The organism is Klebsiella sp. AqSCr, assembly GCF_008452795.1.
GTDB classification, from domain to species: domain Bacteria; phylum Pseudomonadota; class Gammaproteobacteria; order Enterobacterales; family Enterobacteriaceae; genus Klebsiella; species Klebsiella pneumoniae.
Genome location: NZ_MJDM01000010.1, coordinates 243,229 through 260,631, shown reverse-complemented (window position 1 = coordinate 260,631; position 17,403 = coordinate 243,229). Strand labels below are relative to the sequence as shown.

At 57.5% G+C, this 17,403-nt stretch carries 21 protein-coding genes; 10 read left to right on the top strand and 11 right to left on the bottom strand.

The features are described from left to right. The first annotated feature begins 19 nt into the window (after nt 1-19). Nucleotides 20-892: an arabinose operon transcriptional regulator AraC gene (gene araC / locus BHE81_RS25095; protein WP_019725356.1), complete on the top strand. Its 873-nt coding sequence runs from the start codon at nt 20-22 to the stop codon at nt 890-892. Between the two features lie 61 nt (nt 893-953). On the opposite strand, the gene BHE81_RS25090 is transcribed toward araC, so the two are convergent. Further along, complete coding sequence (locus BHE81_RS25090) at nt 954-1,160, bottom strand: DUF1107 domain-containing protein (protein WP_002886707.1); 207 nt, start codon at nt 1,158-1,160, stop codon at nt 954-956. A 323-nt stretch (nt 1,161-1,483) separates the two neighbouring features. Between BHE81_RS25090 and BHE81_RS25085 the strand changes: the two genes are divergently transcribed. Continuing rightward, nucleotides 1,484-2,041, top strand: coding sequence for a YtfJ family protein (locus BHE81_RS25085; protein ID WP_002886706.1), 558 nt, complete (start codon nt 1,484-1,486; stop codon nt 2,039-2,041). On the opposite strand, the gene cysQ is transcribed toward BHE81_RS25085, so the two are convergent. Beyond that, a complete protein-coding gene (gene cysQ, locus BHE81_RS25080; protein WP_002886705.1) occupies nt 2,031-2,774 on the bottom strand; it encodes a 3'(2'),5'-bisphosphate nucleotidase CysQ in 744 nt (247 codons plus the stop codon). The two genes, BHE81_RS25085 and cysQ, sit on opposite strands and share 11 nt — an antisense overlap. A 191-nt stretch (nt 2,775-2,965) precedes the next feature. Between cysQ and cpdB the strand changes: the two genes are divergently transcribed. Continuing rightward, nucleotides 2,966-4,909: a 2',3'-cyclic-nucleotide 2'-phosphodiesterase gene (gene cpdB, locus BHE81_RS25075; RefSeq protein ID WP_023302381.1), complete on the top strand. Its 1,944-nt coding sequence runs from the start codon at nt 2,966-2,968 to the stop codon at nt 4,907-4,909. Between the two features lie 54 nt (nt 4,910-4,963). Here cpdB and BHE81_RS25070 read toward each other — a convergent pair whose 3' ends face one another. Next, the gene (locus tag BHE81_RS25070) at nt 4,964-5,335 is read right to left on the bottom strand and encodes a winged helix-turn-helix transcriptional regulator (protein WP_004152015.1); all 372 of its coding nucleotides are present in this window, start codon (nt 5,333-5,335) and stop codon (nt 4,964-4,966) included. 89 nt (nt 5,336-5,424) lie between these two features. On the opposite strand from BHE81_RS25070, the gene BHE81_RS25065 reads away from it, so the two are divergent. The 4 genes from BHE81_RS25065 to ytfE all read left to right on the top strand — a co-directional run bounded on the left by BHE81_RS25065 (nt 5,425) and on the right by ytfE (nt 8,967). Next, complete coding sequence (locus tag BHE81_RS25065; RefSeq protein WP_002886702.1) at nt 5,425-6,273, top strand: SDR family oxidoreductase; 849 nt, start codon at nt 5,425-5,427, stop codon at nt 6,271-6,273. Nucleotides 6,274-6,350: 77 nt separating this feature from the next. Then, entirely contained in the window at nt 6,351-7,175 is an 825-nt protein-coding gene (locus BHE81_RS25060) for an AraC family transcriptional regulator (RefSeq protein WP_002886699.1), read from the top strand. A 75-nt stretch (nt 7,176-7,250) separates the two neighbouring features. Beyond that, entirely contained in the window at nt 7,251-8,222 is a 972-nt protein-coding gene (locus BHE81_RS25055) for a DMT family transporter (RefSeq protein WP_002886691.1), read from the top strand. Between the two features lie 82 nt (nt 8,223-8,304). Continuing rightward, nucleotides 8,305-8,967 (top strand): iron-sulfur cluster repair protein YtfE, encoded by a 663-nt coding sequence (ytfE, locus tag BHE81_RS25050; protein ID WP_004152016.1) that lies wholly within the window; start codon nt 8,305-8,307, stop codon nt 8,965-8,967. 104 nt (nt 8,968-9,071) lie between these two features. Here ytfE and cycA read toward each other — a convergent pair whose 3' ends face one another. Together cycA and fklB are read right to left on the bottom strand one after the other, a co-directional pair. After that, nucleotides 9,072-10,475 carry a D-serine/D-alanine/glycine transporter gene (gene cycA / locus BHE81_RS25045; protein WP_002886688.1) on the bottom strand — a complete coding sequence of 468 codons (1,404 nt, stop codon included), beginning with the start codon at nt 10,473-10,475 and terminating at the stop codon, nt 9,072-9,074. 304 nt (nt 10,476-10,779) lie between these two features. Further along, complete coding sequence (gene fklB, locus BHE81_RS25040) at nt 10,780-11,400, bottom strand: FKBP-type peptidyl-prolyl cis-trans isomerase (protein ID WP_002886687.1); 621 nt, start codon at nt 11,398-11,400, stop codon at nt 10,780-10,782. Nucleotides 11,401-11,618: 218 nt separating this feature from the next. On the opposite strand from fklB, the gene BHE81_RS25035 reads away from it, so the two are divergent. Further along, entirely contained in the window at nt 11,619-12,293 is a 675-nt protein-coding gene (locus BHE81_RS25035; RefSeq protein WP_004177687.1) for a LysM-like peptidoglycan-binding domain-containing protein, read from the top strand. A 108-nt stretch (nt 12,294-12,401) separates the two neighbouring features. Here BHE81_RS25035 and rplI read toward each other — a convergent pair whose 3' ends face one another. From rplI to rpsF, 4 genes are read right to left on the bottom strand one after another with little or no spacing between them, the layout of a single operon-like run. Beyond that, nucleotides 12,402-12,851, bottom strand: a complete 450-nt coding sequence (gene rplI / locus BHE81_RS25030) for a 50S ribosomal protein L9 (protein WP_002886682.1) — start codon at nt 12,849-12,851, stop codon at nt 12,402-12,404. A gap of 41 nt (nt 12,852-12,892) precedes the next feature. After that, a complete protein-coding gene (gene rpsR, locus BHE81_RS25025; protein WP_000135199.1) occupies nt 12,893-13,120 on the bottom strand; it encodes a 30S ribosomal protein S18 in 228 nt (75 codons plus the stop codon). Between the two features lie 4 nt (nt 13,121-13,124). After that, nucleotides 13,125-13,439, bottom strand: coding sequence for a primosomal replication protein N (gene priB, locus BHE81_RS25020; protein ID WP_002885722.1), 315 nt, complete (start codon nt 13,437-13,439; stop codon nt 13,125-13,127). A 5-nt stretch (nt 13,440-13,444) separates the two neighbouring features. Further along, entirely contained in the window at nt 13,445-13,840 is a 396-nt protein-coding gene (gene rpsF / locus BHE81_RS25015; protein ID WP_002885691.1) for a 30S ribosomal protein S6, read from the bottom strand. Nucleotides 13,841-14,180: 340 nt separating this feature from the next. On the opposite strand from rpsF, the gene BHE81_RS25010 reads away from it, so the two are divergent. Next, nucleotides 14,181-14,456 carry a DUF1471 domain-containing protein gene (locus BHE81_RS25010; protein WP_002885689.1) on the top strand — a complete coding sequence of 92 codons (276 nt, stop codon included), beginning with the start codon at nt 14,181-14,183 and terminating at the stop codon, nt 14,454-14,456. A gap of 149 nt (nt 14,457-14,605) precedes the next feature. Then, complete coding sequence (locus BHE81_RS25005; RefSeq protein ID WP_004872725.1) at nt 14,606-15,799, top strand: MFS transporter; 1,194 nt, start codon at nt 14,606-14,608, stop codon at nt 15,797-15,799. Nucleotides 15,800-15,862: 63 nt separating this feature from the next. On the opposite strand, the gene BHE81_RS25000 is transcribed toward BHE81_RS25005, so the two are convergent. Both BHE81_RS25000 and BHE81_RS24995 read right to left on the bottom strand, forming a co-directional pair. Next, the gene (locus BHE81_RS25000) at nt 15,863-16,549 is read right to left on the bottom strand and encodes an L-ribulose-5-phosphate 4-epimerase (RefSeq protein ID WP_002885687.1); all 687 of its coding nucleotides are present in this window, start codon (nt 16,547-16,549) and stop codon (nt 15,863-15,865) included. Next, nucleotides 16,549-17,403 carry an L-ribulose-5-phosphate 3-epimerase gene (locus BHE81_RS24995; RefSeq protein ID WP_002885686.1) on the bottom strand — a complete coding sequence of 285 codons (855 nt, stop codon included), beginning with the start codon at nt 17,401-17,403 and terminating at the stop codon, nt 16,549-16,551. The genes BHE81_RS25000 and BHE81_RS24995 overlap by 1 nt, the downstream gene beginning before the upstream one ends.

The window sequence follows — 17,403 nt, the reverse complement described above, 5'->3', positions numbered from 1 at the left end:
CGCTCAGGTGGAAGAGAGAATGGAACTGGATATCAATGAGCTACTCAATTTCTCGCCATTGATGAAGACCTTTACCTTCAATGCCTGGGTCGTCGCAGGCTTCACGCCGATTACCCGCGGCTCCACGCTGGACTACTACATTAATCGCCCGCAGGGGATGAAAGGTTACATCATTAATCTGACCCTGCGCGGCCAGGCGCGGGCGAAAGCGGGCGATGGCTTCCTGCTGTGCCGGGAAAACGATCTGTTGCTGTTTCCTCCCGGCGTGCCCCATCATTACGGCAGGGACGAACACAGCGAGTACTGGGACCATCTGTGGATCTACTTTATCCCCCGCCCCTACTGGATAGACTGGCTGAAGTGGGACCAAACCACCCACGGTATCGGCAAAACAACCATTAACGATCCCGAGCAGCTCCAGCAACTGCGCGATCTGTTCTACGAAGTGATACGCCACCACTCTGCGTCCGTACCGCTGTCAGAAGCGCTGGCAATGAACGCGCTGGAGAGATTAATTCTCCGCTGTTTTCAGCAGCAGCCCATTAGCAACCGCCATGCCCACGACCCACGGATTAACGCCATCTGCGACTATCTTAACGCCCATATTGCACAGGAGGTAAAAATCGAGACTCTGGCGGCGATGGTGTTTATCTCCCCTTCACGTCTGGCGCACCTTTTCAAAAATGAACTGGGGCAAACGGTCTATGCGTGGCGGGAAACGCAGCGCATCAACCGCGCCAGGTGGCTTATTCAGAGCACTTCGCTCCCACTTAACAAAATTGCTTTATCGGTGGGCTACAGCGATCCGGTCTATTTCACCCGCTTGTTTCGTAAACATAACGGCATCCCACCGGGCGAATATCGCAAACGCTATGCGGAAATGAAGGGCTAAAAACATCAACGGCTCCCATCGGGAGCCGTCTTTTACCTACTACGTACTGCTACGTGCCAGGTTATGCCATCTCAGTTTGCAGACGCAACACCTGACGATTGACTTCGGACATCACTGACAGATGCAGCTTGTCCTTGACCTTCGGGATAAGGATTTTGCCCTTATCAAATTCAAATGCGCCAACGTCCTTGATGTACAACCGTCCACGAAACAGGATCTTCACGTACTTCGCCACTTGCAGCGGATTGTAGCGTTGGAAAATTTTCATTCTTCTCTCCTGCCAGGGTTACGCTCTTGTGGTGCCACAGTTAGCCCACGTCTTGGGAGCGCAAATTTTAATGCCCTAAAACTATAGTCCAGAATCTCAGAGGGACCCAGTATGTATAAGTTTATTTACCCTTTGATGACAATAATTCAGAATTTTCGTTTCAGACATACGATGAAGTAAGTATAAGTCGCCGTTTTACGACTAATTTGTGCGTCAACACGCAAACTGGCATCCTCATTGCGGGTAATCACCGTCAATCGCACTTATGATTAAACGAGACCAAGTGGTCGGATCACCTGCATAAAAATGATTAAGGATTGCGCATGACCCTACGTAGCATACTGGCCGCCTCGTTACTGCTTCTCCCGCTGCTGGCCACAGCGCATAACTTCGTCGACGGCCAGCGCGTGGCGCCCGTTGGCGTCGCGGATCGGGGAGAGCTTATTCTGGATAAGGATAAGTTTAGCTATAAAAACTGGAATAGCGCCCAGCTGGCGGGAAAAGTGCGCGTGGTCCAGCACATCGCCGGACGCTCGTCAGCAAAAGAGAAAAATGCCAATCTGATCGAGGCGATTAAAGCGGCGGGCTTCCCGCACGATCGCTATCAGACCACCACCATTGTAAACACTGACGACGCCATCCCGGGCACCGGGATGTTTGTACGCAACAGCATTGAAAGTAATAAAAAGCTCTTCCCATGGTCGCAATTTATCGTCGACAGCAACGGCCTGGTGCGGAAGGCCTGGCAGCTGGACGAGAAGAGCTCAGCGATCGTGGTGCTGGATAAGAACGGGCGTGTGCAGTGGGCTAAAGACGGCGCCCTCACCCAACAAGAGGTGCAGCAGGTGATCGACCTGCTGCATAAATTGCTTAATAAATAGAGACCCGGAAGCCGGGGTTGAGGAAGGATTCACGCGGCGTGTAGTCGAGGGTTTTCCCCTGCCAGTCGTGAACATGCGCCCCGGCGGCCACCGCGACCGCATGGCCGGCGGCGGTGTCCCAGGTGCTGGTCGGCCCGAAGCGCGGATAGAGCTGGGCCTGACCTTCCGCCACCAGGCAGAATTTCAGCGACGAACCGATTGAGGTGGTCTGGTGTTCGCCCAGTTGCTCAAGGTACTCCTGCAGCTCCGGATCGTTGCTATGGGAGCGGCTAATCACCACCAGCGGCGGACGGGCATCGCGGACCTGGATCTGCTTGCGTACGCCGCACTCTTCTTTCCAGGCTTTGCCATTTTGCGCGCTGTACATCACCTTCATCACCGGCGCATAGACAACCCCCAGCGTCGGCTTGCCGTTTTCAATCAGCGCGATATTGACGGTGAATTCGCCGTTACGCTTAATAAACTCTTTGGTGCCGTCCAGCGGGTCGACCAACCAGTAGCGCTGCCAGTGCTGGCGCACTTCCCAGGACGGCGGGTCCTCCTCGGAGAGGATCGGGGTATCCGGATCCAGCGCCTGCAGGCCGCTGACAATGACTTTATGCGCTGCGATATCCGCCGCCGTGACCGGAGAATCATCTTTCTTGCTGGCGACGTTGATCGGCTGGTTTCCATCGTAGACTTCCATGATGGCATCGCCCGCATTCCGTGCAAGCTGACATACTTGTTCTAACATTCTCCACCTCGTCTGGTTACAGTGGCGTTAACTCGTTGTTTTATTTATATCGCATCACCGCGAGTTCCGCTATCTGTGATAACGATGGCGGTTTCTCTGCCCGCTTTTCTGGCAAGATTCACATTTCTGTAAGCAACAGAATATAAATACATTTTCTTCTGTGCTATCGCTCATAAAAAAGGACGCCTCTGATGATTAAGTTTAGCGCAACGCTCCTGGCCACGCTGATCGCCGCCAGCGTCAACGCCGCGACGGTCGACCTGCGGATCATGGAAACCACCGATCTGCACAGCAATATGATGGACTTCAACTATTACAAAGATGCCGCCACGGAGAAATTCGGCCTGGTGCGTACCGCCAGCCTGATCGAACAGGCGCGGGCAGAAGTTAAAAACAGCGTGCTGGTGGATAACGGGGATGTGATCCAGGGGAGCCCGTTAGGCGACTATATGGCGGCAAAAGGGCTCAAAGAGGGCGATGTACATCCGGTGTATAAGGCGATGAACACCCTGAATTACGCCGTCGGCAACCTGGGCAACCATGAGTTCAATTACGGTCTCGACTTCCTGCACAAGGCGTTGGCCGGGGCGAAGTTCCCCTACGTGAACGCCAATATCATCGATGCCAAAACCGGCAAACCGATGTTTACGCCGTACCTGATCCAGGATACCCGGGTCATGGACAGCGACGGTCAATCCCACACCCTGCGCATCGGCTATATCGGCTTTGTGCCGCCGCAGATCATGACCTGGGATAAAGCCAATCTTAACGGCAAGGTGACGGTCAATGACATTACCGAAACCGCGCGCAAATATATCCCGGAGATGCTGGCGAAAGGGGCTGATGTGGTGGTAGTGGTCGCTCACTCCGGCCTCTCCGCCGACCCGTATCAGGCGATGGCCGAGAATTCGGTTTACTACTTAAGCCAGGTGCCCGGCGTGGACGCCATTATGTTCGGCCATGCCCACGCGGTGTTCCCGGGTAAAGACTTCGCCAACATCAAAGGCGCGGATATCGCCAAAGGGACGCTGAACGGCGTACCGGCGGTGATGCCGGGAATGTGGGGCGATCATCTCGGGGTGGTCGATCTGGTGCTAAATAACGACAGCGGTAAATGGCAGGTAACTCAGAGTAAAGCGGAAGCGCGGCCAATCTATGACGCGGTGGCGAAGAAATCACTGGCGGCCGAAGATGGCAAGCTGGTGGCGGTGCTGAAAGCCGATCATGACGCCACTCGCGAATTCGTCAGCAAGCCGATCGGCAAGTCCGCCGACAACATGTACAGCTATCTGGCGCTGGTGCAGGACGACCCGACGGTGCAGGTGGTCAACATGGCGCAGAAAGCCTACGTCGAACACTATATTCAGGGCGACCCGGATCTGGCGAAGCTGCCGGTGCTCTCCGCCGCCGCGCCGTTTAAAGTCGGCGGGCGTAAAAACGATCCGGCGAGCTTTGTCGAAGTGGAGAAAGGCCAGCTCACCTTCCGCAATGCCGCCGACCTCTATCTCTACCCCAACACCCTGGTGGTGATGAAGGTCAGCGGGAAAAAGGTTAAGGAGTGGCTGGAATGCTCTGCCGGACAGTTTAACCAGATCGATCCCGCCAGCAGCAAGCCGCAGTCGCTGATCAACTGGGACGGCTTCCGCACCTACAACTTCGACGTCATTGACGGGGTGAACTACCAGATCGACGTCACTCAGCCGGCCCGCTATGACGGCGAATGTCAGATGATCCATCCGCAGGCAGAGCGTATTAAGCACCTGACCTTCAATGGAAAACCGGTTGATCCGCAGGCTACTTTCCTGGTCGCGACCAATAACTATCGCGCTTACGGCGGCAAATTCGCCGGCACCGGTGAGAGCCATATCGCCTTCGCCTCACCGGATGAAAACCGTTCGGTGCTGGCGGCGTGGATTGGCGCGCAATCGAAGAAGGAAGGCGCGATCCATCCGGCGGCGGATAACAACTGGCGTCTGGCGCCGATCCACAGCAACACGCCGTTGGATATTCGTTTTGAGACCTCGCCTGGCGACAAAGCCGCGGCGTTTATCAAAGAGAAAGCGCAGTATCCAATGCGCCAGGTGGCCACCGATGATATCGGCTTCGCCATTTATCAGCTGGATTTGAGCAAGTAATGCCTGTTCCCCGGCGGCGCTGCGCTTACCGGGGCTACAGGGAGTGATACATTTTCACTCCCCGTGGTTAGCCAGCACCGAGGGCAGATTAACCTCGATCCAGTCCGCCAGGGCGGCCACCTTCTCGCTCACCTGCAGGCCGAGCGGCGTGAGGCTATATTCAACGTGCGGGGGCACCACCGGATAAGAGACGCGGTCGATAAAACCATCCTGCTCCAGCGCCTGCAGCGACTGCGCCAGCATCTTTTCGCTGACCCCGCCCATCTTACGGCGCAGATCGCTGAAACGGTGGGTTCCCTCGCGCAGCGCCACCAGAATCAACACGCCCCAGCGGCTGGTGACATGTTTAAGCACATCGCGCGACGGGCACTGTTCCGCAAACAAATTGCCGGTGCGCAATTTCTCGCTCAGCGTCGGTTCGGCCATTTCACACTTACCTTTTTGTACGTACTTACTAAAAGTTAGTTAAGGTGGTAGCTTACCACAACTGCCAATAAACACGAAGGAGAAGACCCATGATCGCTCTTACCGGTGCCACCGGCCAGCTTGGCCACTACGTTCTGCAAGACCTGCTTAACACCGTCCCTGCCAGCCAGATTGTGGCGATTGTCCGCAACCCGGCCAAAGCCCAGGCGCTCAGCCAGCAGGGCGTGGTTGTCCGCCAGGCCGACTACAGCGACGAAGCGGCGCTGACCGCCGCGCTGCAGGGCGTGGATAAACTGCTGTTAATCTCCTCCAGCGAAGTCGGCCAGCGTGCTGTACAGCACCGCAACGTCATTAACGCCGCCAAAGCCGCCGGGGTGAAATTCATCGCCTATACCAGCCTGCTGCATGCCGACACTTCGCCGCTGGGTCTGGCCGCAGAGCATATCGAAACCGAGCAGATGCTGGCCGACTCTGGTATCGCTTACGCCCTGCTGCGTAACGGCTGGTATACCGAAAACTATCTGGCCAGCGCGCCGCCGGCGCTGGAGCATGGCGTGTTTATCGGCGCCGCCGGCGAGGGTAAAATCGCCTCCGCCACCCGCGCGGATTATGCCGCCGCTGCCGCCCGCGTTATCGCCAGTGAGGGTCATGAAGGCAAAATTTACGAACTGGCGGGTGATAACGCCTGGACGCTGAGCGACCTGGCTGCCGAGCTGAGCAAGCAAAGCGGGAAAAACGTGGTCTACCAGAACCTCAGCGAAGCCGATTTCGCCGCCGCGCTGAAAAGCGTCGGCCTGCCGGCCGGGCTTGCCGATATGCTGGCGGATTCCGACGTCGGCGCGTCGAAAGGCGGACTGTTTGACGACAGCCGCACCCTGAGTACGCTGATCGGCCGCCCGACCACCTCCCTTGCTGAAAGCGTGAAAGGCATTCTGTAACCGCCCCTCTCAGCTTTTGCGGTTGCGTCCCGGCGGTTCCTCTCCCATATTGAAGGGATAACCGTCGGGAGGCAGGCATGCAGGGCGTACCACTCCAATTTAGTGATGAAAAAGACCGCGCGCGCTTTCGCCATCTCGAACAGCTGCCCGGGGTGGAGCTTTACCACGCCCATATATCCCGCTACGCCTTTGAACCCCATACCCACGAAGCCTTCGGCATCGGCGTGATTGAGCAAGGCGCGGAGCGCTTTCGCTACCGCGGCAGTCAGCATATTGCCGCCGCAAACTCAATTGTCACCATGAATCCCGACGAGCTGCACACCGGCGAAGCGGAAACCGCCGACGGCTGGCGCTACCGGATGATTTATCTGGAGCCGGACCGTCTGGAAGCCATCACCGGGGTGCGAGACTGGTGGTTCAGCGAGGTGGTCCGCGAGGATCCCCTGCGTTCCCGACAAATTGGCCAGCTGATTTATGGCCTGTGGCATAGCGACGATCCGCTGGCCCAGCAGGGACTGCTGCTCGACCTCATCGACGCCTTCCGCCCTCTGGCCCACCATGCCTCTGCGCAAGGTGAGGCCGGGCATCGCTTTGACCGCGTGCGCGACTACCTGCACGATAACTATATGCGTCCCATCACCCTCGACGAGCTGGCGCAGGTGGCGGCGCTGAGCCCGTACCACTTTCAGCGCCAGTTTAAAGCCCACTATCACGTAACGCCCCATCAGATGCTGATGGCCATCCGTCTGTGGCGCGCCAAAGCGTTCCTCACCCACGGCATGCCCGCCGCCGAAGTGGCGATAGCCGTCGGCCTCACCGACCAGTCCCACCTGACCCGCGCCTTCACCCAGCGTTACGGCATTACGCCGGTGCGCTATCAGAAGCAGGTCGCCAGGCGCTAATGCGCAATCTCATACAATATTCCTGCCCGGCCCCCTTCTACACTGCAGACAACGGTAATGACAACGGATGCAATGATGATTAGTGGTGTGTTATACGCCCTGCTGGCGGGGCTGATGTGGGGTTTAATTTTCGTCGGGCCTTTGCTGGTGCCAGAGTATCCGGCGATGCTGCAGTCGATGGGACGCTATCTGGCGCTGGGCCTGATCGCCCTGCCGCTGGCGTGGCTCGGGCGCGCGCGACTGCGCCAGTTGAGCCGGCACGACTGGTGGACCGCGCTGGGCCTGACAATGATGGGGAACCTTATCTATTACGTCTGCCTGGCCAGCGCCATTCAGCGCACCGGGGCGCCGGTTTCCACCATGATTATCGGCACGCTGCCGGTGGTACTGCCGGTGTTCGCCAATCTGCTCTACAGCCAGCGCGACGGGAAGCTGCCGTGGCGGCGCCTGTTTCCGGCGCTGATCTGCATCGCTGTGGGCCTGATCTGCGTTAACGTCGCGGAGCTGCGTCAGGGGCTGCCGAATTTTAGCCCGTGGCGCTACGGCTCCGGCATTGCGCTGGCGCTGGGATCGGTGGTCTGCTGGGCCTGGTATGCCCTGCGCAACGCCCGCTGGCTGCGGGAGAACCCGCATCAACCGCCAATGATGTGGGCTACCGCTCAGGCGCTGGTGACGCTTCCGGTTTCGCTGGCCGGCTATCTCGCCGCCTGCGCCTGGCTGCACGGTCAGCAGGCCGGGTTTCCCCTGCCCTTCGGCCCGCGTCCGGCGGTGTTTATTACGCTGATGCTGGCCATCGCGGTGCTCTGCTCATGGGTCGGCGCGCTATGCTGGAATATTGCCAGCCAGCGGCTGCCGACGGTGATCCTCGGCCCGCTTATCGTCTTCGAAACCCTGGCCGGACTGCTGTATACCTTCCTGCTGCGGCAAAGCTTACCGCCGCTGCTGACCCTGAGCGGCATCCTGCTGCTGGTGCTCGGCGTGGTCTCCGCCGTACGCGCCAGACCGGAAAAACCGATGCTGCAGCCGCTGGCGGACGAAAAAAAGTAGCCTCGCCTCCTTAAGGGGTATTCCCTCGCCAAAAAGATGCATTTAAAATACATCTTATATTCCTGATGACGAGGTAACTGCTATGGCTTTCCGTGACCAACCTTTAGGCGAGCTGGCGTTGACCATCCCGCGCGCCTCCGCCCTGTTCCGTCAATACGATATGGATTACTGCTGCGGCGGCAAACAGACCCTGGCGCGCGCCGCGTCGCGCAAAGCGCTGGATGTCGCGGTGATTGAAGCCGAGCTGGCGAAACTGGCCGAACAGCCTCTCTCCCGCGACTGGCGCGCGGCGCCCCTCGCGGAGATTATCGACCATATCATCGTTCGCTATCACGACCGGCACCGTGAACAGCTGCCGGAGCTGATCCTGCAGGCCACCAAGGTTGAACGCGTCCATGCCGATAAACCGAACGTGCCGAAAGGACTGACTAAGTACCTGACCATGCTGCATCAGGAGCTTTCCAGCCACATGATGAAAGAGGAACAGATCCTGTTCCCGATGATCAAACAGGGAATGGGCGCCCAGGCCGGGGGGCCGATCAGCGTGATGGAAAGCGAGCATGATGAAGCGGGTGAACTGCTGGAAGTCATTAAGCACATCACCCACAACGTGACGCCGCCGCCGGAAGCCTGTACCACCTGGAAGGCGATGTATAACGGTATCAACGAGATGATCGACGATCTGATGGAACACATCAGCCTGGAAAATAATGTGCTGTTCCCGCGCGCCCTCGGCGGAAAGTAAAGAAAAAGGCGCCCGCGGGCGCCCTCGACATTGTCCGTCTTATTTGGCCACTCTGGGTGGCCTTTTTTATGACGGGCCGTTGCAAGCAACGTTAAAATTTTCGTTTATTTCGCCAGCCGTTTTTTGCCGGCAAACAGCCAGCCCGCGCCCAGCAGCACAAACCACAGCGGGGTGACCATCAGCGCTTCACGGGTATCGTCTTCCAGGGTCAACAGCACCAGCACAAAGACGAAGAAGGCCATGCACACCCAGCACATGACTTTACCTAGCGGCATCTTGTAGCTCGACTTCTCATGCAGCTGAGGGCGGTTTTTGCGATACGCCAGGTAAGAGCAAAGGATGATGGTCCAGACGAACATAAACAGGATCGCCGACACCGTGGTGATCATGGTGAAGGCGGCAATCACGCTCGGGTTGACCATCAGCATCACCACCCCGCCCAGCAGACACATGCAGGAGAAGGTTAAGCCCTTCGCCGGCACCGCACGCTTCGACAGCTTGGCGAACATCTTCGGCGCCTGACCATCCTGCGCCAGACCGAACAGCATACGGCTGGTAGAGAACACGCCGCTGTTGGCCGAGGAGGCCGCGGAGGTCAGCACCACGAAGTTGATCAGGCTCGCCGCCGCCGGCAGACCAACCAGCACGAACAGCTCAACGAACGGGCTCTTGCTCGGCACCACGGAGCTCCACGGCGTCACCGACATAATCACAATCAGCGCGAAGACGTAGAACATAATGATACGCAGCGGGATGGAGTTAATCGCCCGCGGCAGGGACTTTTCCGGGTCTTTGGTTTCGGCGGCGGTGGTACCCACCAGCTCAATCCCCACGAAGGCAAACACCGCAATCTGGAAGCCGGCGAAGAAGCCGCTCAGCCCTTTCGGGAACCAGCCGCCGTCATTCCACAGGTGGGCAAAAGAGGCTTCGACCCCGGTCGGCGATTTGAAATGCATCATCACCATTACCAGGCCGACCACGATCAGCGCCACGATGGCGACAATTTTGATCATCGCGAACCAGAACTCCATTTCGCCAAACATCTTGACGGTGGCCAGGTTCAGGCCCAGCAGCAGCAGGATCACCGCCAGCGAGGCGACCCAGTCGGAGAGTCCGGGAAACCAGAACTGCGCGTAGGCGGTGATGGCGACAACGTCCGCCATCCCGGTCACTACCCAGCAGAACCAGTAGGTCCAGCCGGTAAAGTAGCCCGCCCACGGCCCCAGCAGATCGGCCGCGAAGTCGCTAAAGGATTTATATTCGAGGTTCGACAGCAGTAATTCGCCCATGGCACGCATCACGAAAAACAGCATAAAACCGATAATCATATAAACAAAGATAATGGATGGTCCGGCAAGGCTGATGGTTTTGCCAGAACCCATAAATAACCCGGTGCCGATCGCTCCGCCAATCGCGATCAGCTGAATATGTCGGTTTGTGAGATTTCGCCGTAGCGATTGTTCAGTCGGCTCCTGCTCGACAGCAGCGACTTTAACCTGATCTACCATGTGATTTCTTCCTGTTGTACCTGTCTGTGTTGTTCAGGCTCTGATGGCCCGTCGTCTGTCATTAACCCCAGCAAGGGCTAGTCGATATTAGGTAAGAATCGGAGGGATGAATACTATGATTTAGATATAATGTTAATTTTATGTTTAAAGTGAGTGTTATATCACTCATCTAACGCGAAATAGCTCACAAAAATACACCCATACGTGATGAATGCAAAACATAATTCCAATTAATTTTTAACTTAAGGATTTTACGCTATTTTTATGGCTTCCCCTGCCGCGGGGAAGAGGAAGCCGCTGCTGTTTAGATAATGTCCAGCAGTTCAACTTCGAAGATCAGGGTGCTGAACGGAGGAATCGATGCGCCAGCGCCGCGCTCACCGTAGGCGAGGTTGTGCGGGATCGTCAGTTCCCATTTGGAACCTACCGGCATCAGAGTCAGCGCTTCAATCCAGCCGCCGATCACGCCGGTCACCGGGAATTCAGCCGGTTCACCGCGAGCAACGGAGCTGTCGAAGACGGTGCCGTCGATCAGTTTGCCAGTGTAGTGCACGCGAACGCGGTCAGTACGCGCCGGGATCGGGCCTTCGCCCTGGGTCAGTACGCGGAACTGCAGACCAGACTCGGTGCTGTTCACACCCTCTTTCTCGCGGTTTTCATCAAGGTATTTTTGGCCGTCAGCGGCCATGGCCTGAAAACGCTCGCGACGCACAGCGTCAGCACGCTCGTGGATTTCACGCAGCGCGCGGTGAACGGCTTCCACCGGCACCTGCGGCTGGTTACCTTCCAGCGCATCGGCGATACCCGCCACCAGCGCTTCCGGCAGCAGCCCCTGCAGGCCGGATTCGCTCAGCTGTTGTCCAACCTGCAAGCCGATACCGTAACTTGCCTGCGCTTCGATAGTGTCAAAAGTTGGGGTTGCCATCGTTGTTCCTTTTTGGGTGATAAACATCAAGATAAAAGCGTGCGAAAGCATAACAGCCATAGCGAAATGGGTAAAACTTTGTCGGCGGATGATGACAAATCTCAGCGAAAAAGAAACAATAGGCGGCAGCAGGTTAACTTCACTTTGTTCCGGTCATCAGGACGTTAGCCATCTATACTCATGAGCAGGATATAAATATGCGGAGCAGGAGGAAAGCCATGCCCGGGCGCTTTGAACTGACATCTACCCTGGCGAAAATCTGGCACGCCCCGGATCATTTTCGCCTCCTGGACCCGCTGCCTCCGATGCACCGCCGGGGAATTATCGCTGGCTTCCTGTTGGTTATTATCGGTATTCTGCTTCCCTCCGATGATAGCCAAAGCCCGGCGTCCACCAGCCGTGAAGCGAACCTGAACCTACAGTCGCAGTCCCAGCCGCAAGCTGGCGGCAATCAGGCCGTTCCGCTGCCGCCGATCACTAATACGCCTACCGTGAGCGACGCCGATCAGATGGCGCCGGTCGCCCCGGAGCCGATTCAGGATGAGCAGCCGGATCAAGCGCAGACGCAGCAGCCCGCCGCCACCCAGCCTTATCAATCCTCATCACAGCAGTCCGCGCCGGGTATTGAGCAGCAATGGCGGACCTATCGCATCGAGTCAGGCAAAACCCTGGCGCAGCTGTTCCGCGATCATGGGCTGCCGGCCACTGACGTCTACGCCATGGCGCAGGTTGAAGGCGCTGGCAAGCCGCTAAGTACTTTGCAGAGCGGACAGACGGTGCAGATTCGGCAGAACGCCAACGGCGTGGTCACCGGGCTCACTATCGATACCGGCAACGGCCAGCAGGTGCTGTTTACCCGCCAGTCGAACGGCAGCTTTGTGCGTGCGCGATAGCAGAGAAGACGACAGCAAGCGTTACGCCACCGCAAAATGAAAGGCGCTAAAAAGCAAAACGCCGGCACAAGGCCGGCGGTTTGTTGTTACCAGAACGTCAGAGGCCGATTACTCAGCAACCACGTTGATGATAACTTTAGCGAATACTTCGCTGTGAACCTGGAAGTTCACTTCGTGCTCGCCAACGTTACGCAGAACGCCGTTCGGCAGGCGAACTTCGCTCTTAGCAACTTTAACGCCTGCTGCAGTAACAGCGTCAGCGATGTCGCGAGTACCGATGGAACCGAACAGTTTACCTTCGTCGCCAGCTTTAGACGCGATGGTTACGGATTCCAGGGCGTTGATCTGCTCAGCACGAGCTTCAGCTGCTGCCAGAACGTCAGCCAGTTTGGCTTCCAGTTCAGCACGACGTGCTTCGAAGAATTCAACGTTTTTCTTGGTAGCAGGAACAGCTTTACCCTGCGGGACCAGGAAGTTACGAGCGTAGCCCGCTTTAACGTTAACCTGATCACCCAGGCTACCCAGGTTTGCTACTTTATCAAGCAGAATAACTTGCATTACCTTATCCTCTCAAAGTCGTATTAATGGACCGTGACCGATTACTGATGACGATCAGTGTACGGCAGCAGGGACAGGTAGCGAGCGCGTTTGATAGCGCGAGCCAGCTGACGCTGGTATTTTGCACGGGTACCGGTGATACGGCTCGGGACAATCTTACCGCTTTCGGTGATGTAGTTTTTCAGCGTAGCGATATCTTTATAGTCGATCTCTTGAACGCCTTCCGCGGTGAAACGGCAGAACTTGCGACGACGGAAATAACGTGCCATATGGCTAGTCTCCAGAATCTATCAATTCAATCTGCTCGGCATGCAGAACCATTTTGCTCAAGCCGTTCTTTGCCTTATGGCAAGAGATGAACCCTCGAACGGTTACTGCGCTACCGACCGTTATACTGTGAGTAATGGCCTGGTTTTCGTGACCGCTAATAATAACGGGCATCTGACACCATGCCTGCCGGTGAAAACCGGCTTCCTCCTGCACTGAACGATGCTCAAGCACGAACTGGCAGTGAGGAATTCCTGACGGGCTGACCTTACGAAGTGGAGTCCTGCAAATAATGCCGGACAGCTCCAGACGGTTGGTCATCAGGATTACTCTTCAGAATCCCCAGCTTCAGAATCATCTGCGGTTTCGTTGGCGAAATCTTCGCGACGCTCACGGCGCTCGTCTTTCGCTTTAACCATCGGAGATGCTTCGGTAACAGCGTGCTTAGTACGCATTACCATGCTGCGGATAACGGCGTCGTTGAAGCGGAAGTTAGTTTCCAGCTCATCGATCGCTTCCTGCGGCGCTTCAACGTTCATCAGAACGTAGTGAGCTTTGTGCAGTTTGTTGATCGGATAAGCCAGCTGACGGCGGCCCCAGTCTTCCAGACGGTGGATCGTACCTGCTGCTGCAGTAATTGCACCAGTGTAACGTTCGATCATGCCCGGAACCTGTTCGCTCTGGTCAGGATGGACCATAAAAACGATTTCGTAATGACGCATCGAATTGCTCCTTACGGATTATTCAGCCTCCTGTCTGGGTCAGCCGCGGCCCATGGAGGCAAGGAACGTGTTAAAGGGCGGCTGAAAAATTGACGCGTCATTCTAATGGCGGCCCCTCAGGAACACAAGCGCATTTGCACAAATAATTCGCACTAAGCGCCAAGCTGGGCTAAGTGGGTGATTTAAAATTAACCAATAAAGGAAGCGGCATTTTTTTGAACAACTGCATCAGAAAAGGTCGCCATGCGATGAACGCGCAGCGATTACACTTATATCAAAGCCCAACGACCACAGGAGAGCCCCGAGTCAGCGTCAGGACTGTCAGTCAGGAGCGTAGTATATGAAACTGAAAATCATCGCCATGATGGCTGCGCTTTTCTTCAGCGCCAACGCGCTGGCAGCTATCCAAATCACCGAACGTCAGGCCCGCAACATGGACGACGTGCAGAGCCTCGGCGTTATCTATATCAATCACAATATGGCCACTGAGCACGAGGCCGAACAGGCCCTTAGCCAGATGAGCGATGCGCAGGGGGCGAAATACTTTCAGCCTATCCTGATGCACGAACCCGAAACCAACGGCCCGCTTCGCGCCAGCGCGGTGATATACCGCTAACGCCTGCCCGATTCTTCGCCTCTCCTCGCGAGGGGCGAAGCGAGGTCTGCGCCTAAACGCAATTGAGAATTATTTTACAAACCGACTTACCAGCGTCATCGCAACCTGATTTAATCAGCCACTCGCCATTTGATAATCAGGAGTGATTGATGGTTCCGCGTTTCGCCACCTTAGGCCGTATCCCCAAAGGCGTTTGGGTACTCGGCGGCGTCAGCCTGCTGATGGATGTCTCCTCCGAGATGATCCACAGCCTCTTACCGCTGTTTATGGCCACTACCCTCGGCGCCAGCGTGATAATTATCGGTCTTATCGAGGGACTGGCGGAAGCCACCGCCCTGATCCTGAAGGTCTTCTCCGGCGCGATCAGCGACTATGTCGGCAAGCGTAAAGGACTGGCGCTGCTGGGCTACGGCCTGGGCGCGCTCAGTAAGCCGCTGTTTGCCATCGCCCCTACCGCCGGGGTGGTGTTTAGCGCCCGCATGATTGACCGCGTAGGCAAAGGTATTCGCGGCGCGCCGCGCGATGCGCTGGTCGCCGACGTCACCCCGCCGGAGATCCGCGGCGCCGCCTACGGACTACGCCAGGCGCTGGATACCGTCGGCGCCTTTCTCGGCCCGCTGCTGGCGGTGCTGCTGATGTTTATCTGGGCCAACGATTTTCACGCTATTTTCTGGGTGGCGGTCATTCCCGGCGTGCTCTCCATTCTCCTGCTCGGATTCGGCCTACAGGAGCCAAAATCCGCCATCGCGCACAAACGCAGCAATCCGCTGAAGCGCGAAAACCTGAAAAAGCTCTCCGCCGCCTACTGGTGGGTGGTCGCGATCGGCAGCATTTTCACCCTCGCCCGCTTCAGCGAAGCCTTTCTGGTGCTGCGCGCCCAGCAGATGGAGATCCCGCTCTATACCATCCCGCTGGTGATGGTGGCGATGAACCTGGTCTACAGCCTCACGGCTTACCCGTTCGGTAAACTCTCAGACAGCATGAGCCACAGCAAACTGCTGCAGTGGGGGCTGCTGGTGCTGATCCTCGCCGATATCGTGCTGGCGCTCAGCGGCCACTGGAGCACGCTGCTGATCGGCGTCGCGCTGTGGGGGATTCATATGGGAATGACCCAGGGCCTGCTGGCGGCGATGGTCGCCCATACGGCGCCACCGGAGCTACGCGGCACGGCGTTCGGTATGTTTAATCTGATGAGTGGCCTGGCTCTGCTGCTGGCCAGCACCGGCGCGGGGGTACTGTGGGAAACCTTCGGCGCCGCCTCGACGTTTTACGCTGGGGCGATAATTTGCGTGGTCACGCTCATCGGCATGCGCGTGATGCCGTCGGCCTATCGTCAGGATTAAAAACGGCTCCGGGGCCAGACCAGTTGCTTCACCGTGAGGGGTGAAAGCCCCGGAGCGCGCTATCTACTTTTGCCCATAGTAGGCGTTTGGCCCATGCTTACGCTGAAAATGCTTATTCATCAGCCAGCTATCGATGGGCTGCAACTGCGGATTAATGCCGCGGGCAATCCACGCCATGCGCGCCACCTCTTCCATCACCACCGCGTTGTGTACCGCCTCGTGGGCGTCTTTGCCCCAGGCAAATGGCCCGTGCTGATAGACGACGATCCCCGGCGTATGCAGCGGATTGGCCTCACCCAGCGTTTCGATAATCACCTGCCCGGTGTTCAGCTCGTAGGCCTCGTCCACCTCCTGTGCGCTAAGCGCCCGGGTGCAGGGAATATCGCCGAAGAAGTAGTCCGCATGGGTGGTGCCGAGCGCCGGGATCGCCAGCCCCGCCTGCGCCCAGGCGGTGGCGTGCGTCGAATGGGTATGCACCACCCCGCCAAGGTCGGGATAACGGCGATAGAGCGCCAGATGGGTGGCGGTATCAGAGGAGGGACGCCAGCGCCCTTCCACCACGTGCCCCTGCAGATCAACCACCGACATGTCATCGACGGTCATTGACTCGTAGGCGATGCCGCTGGGCTTAATCACCACCAGCCCACGCTGCCGATCAATGGCGCTAACGTTACCCCAGGTAAAGGTCACCAGGCCGTAGCGCGGCAGATCCATATTGGCCTCGAACACCTGCTGTTTCAGCTGTTGCATTATGCCGCCTCCATCAGGCCCGCGCGGGCCATCCGCGCCTTCACCCAGTCACGCGCCTTCGCCACCTCCGCCAGCGGGTCAGCGCTGGTTTCGCTCCACATCTCAATCAGGTACGGTCCGCAGTAGCCGGTCTGCTTGAGCGTTTCGAAGCAGCGTTCAAAATCGACCACCCCTTCGCCGAACGGCACGTTTTTAAAGACGCCGGGCTTTGTGTCTTTGACGTGTACCGCCACGATATGCCCGCTCCCCGCCTTCAGCTCCATCTGGACGTCGTTATCCCACGCCGACAGATTGCCGATATCCGGGTAAAGCTGGAACCACGGATTATTCAGGTAATGGGCATAGCCCAGCGCTTTACTGATCGAGTTCATCAGCGGGTAGTCCATGATCTCCATCGCCAGGGTTACCTGGGCTCGGCTGGCCATCTCGACGCTCTGTTTCAAGCCGTCGCGAAAGCGGCGGCGCGTCTCATCGTTCGCCTGCTGGTAATAGACGTCGTAGCCTGCCAGCTGGATCACCCGAATCCCCACATCCTGCGCCAGGCGGATGGCTTTACGCATGATCTCCAGTCCCTGATGCCGCACCGCGTCGTCTTCGCTACCCAGCGGAAAACGGCGATGGGCGCTAAGGCACATCGACGGCACCCGGACGCCGGTTTCAGCCACCGCCTTGACCAGCGCCAGACGCTGCTCCGGGCTCCAGTCCAGCCGCGCAAGGCGGGCGTCCGTTTCATCGAGAGACATCTCAACGAAATCAAAGCCCAGCGCTTTTGCAAGCTTTAGCCGCTCCAGCCAGCACTCCCCGGCGGGGAGCGCTTTTTCATAGATGCCGAGCGGAATGGATTTCGCCAACAT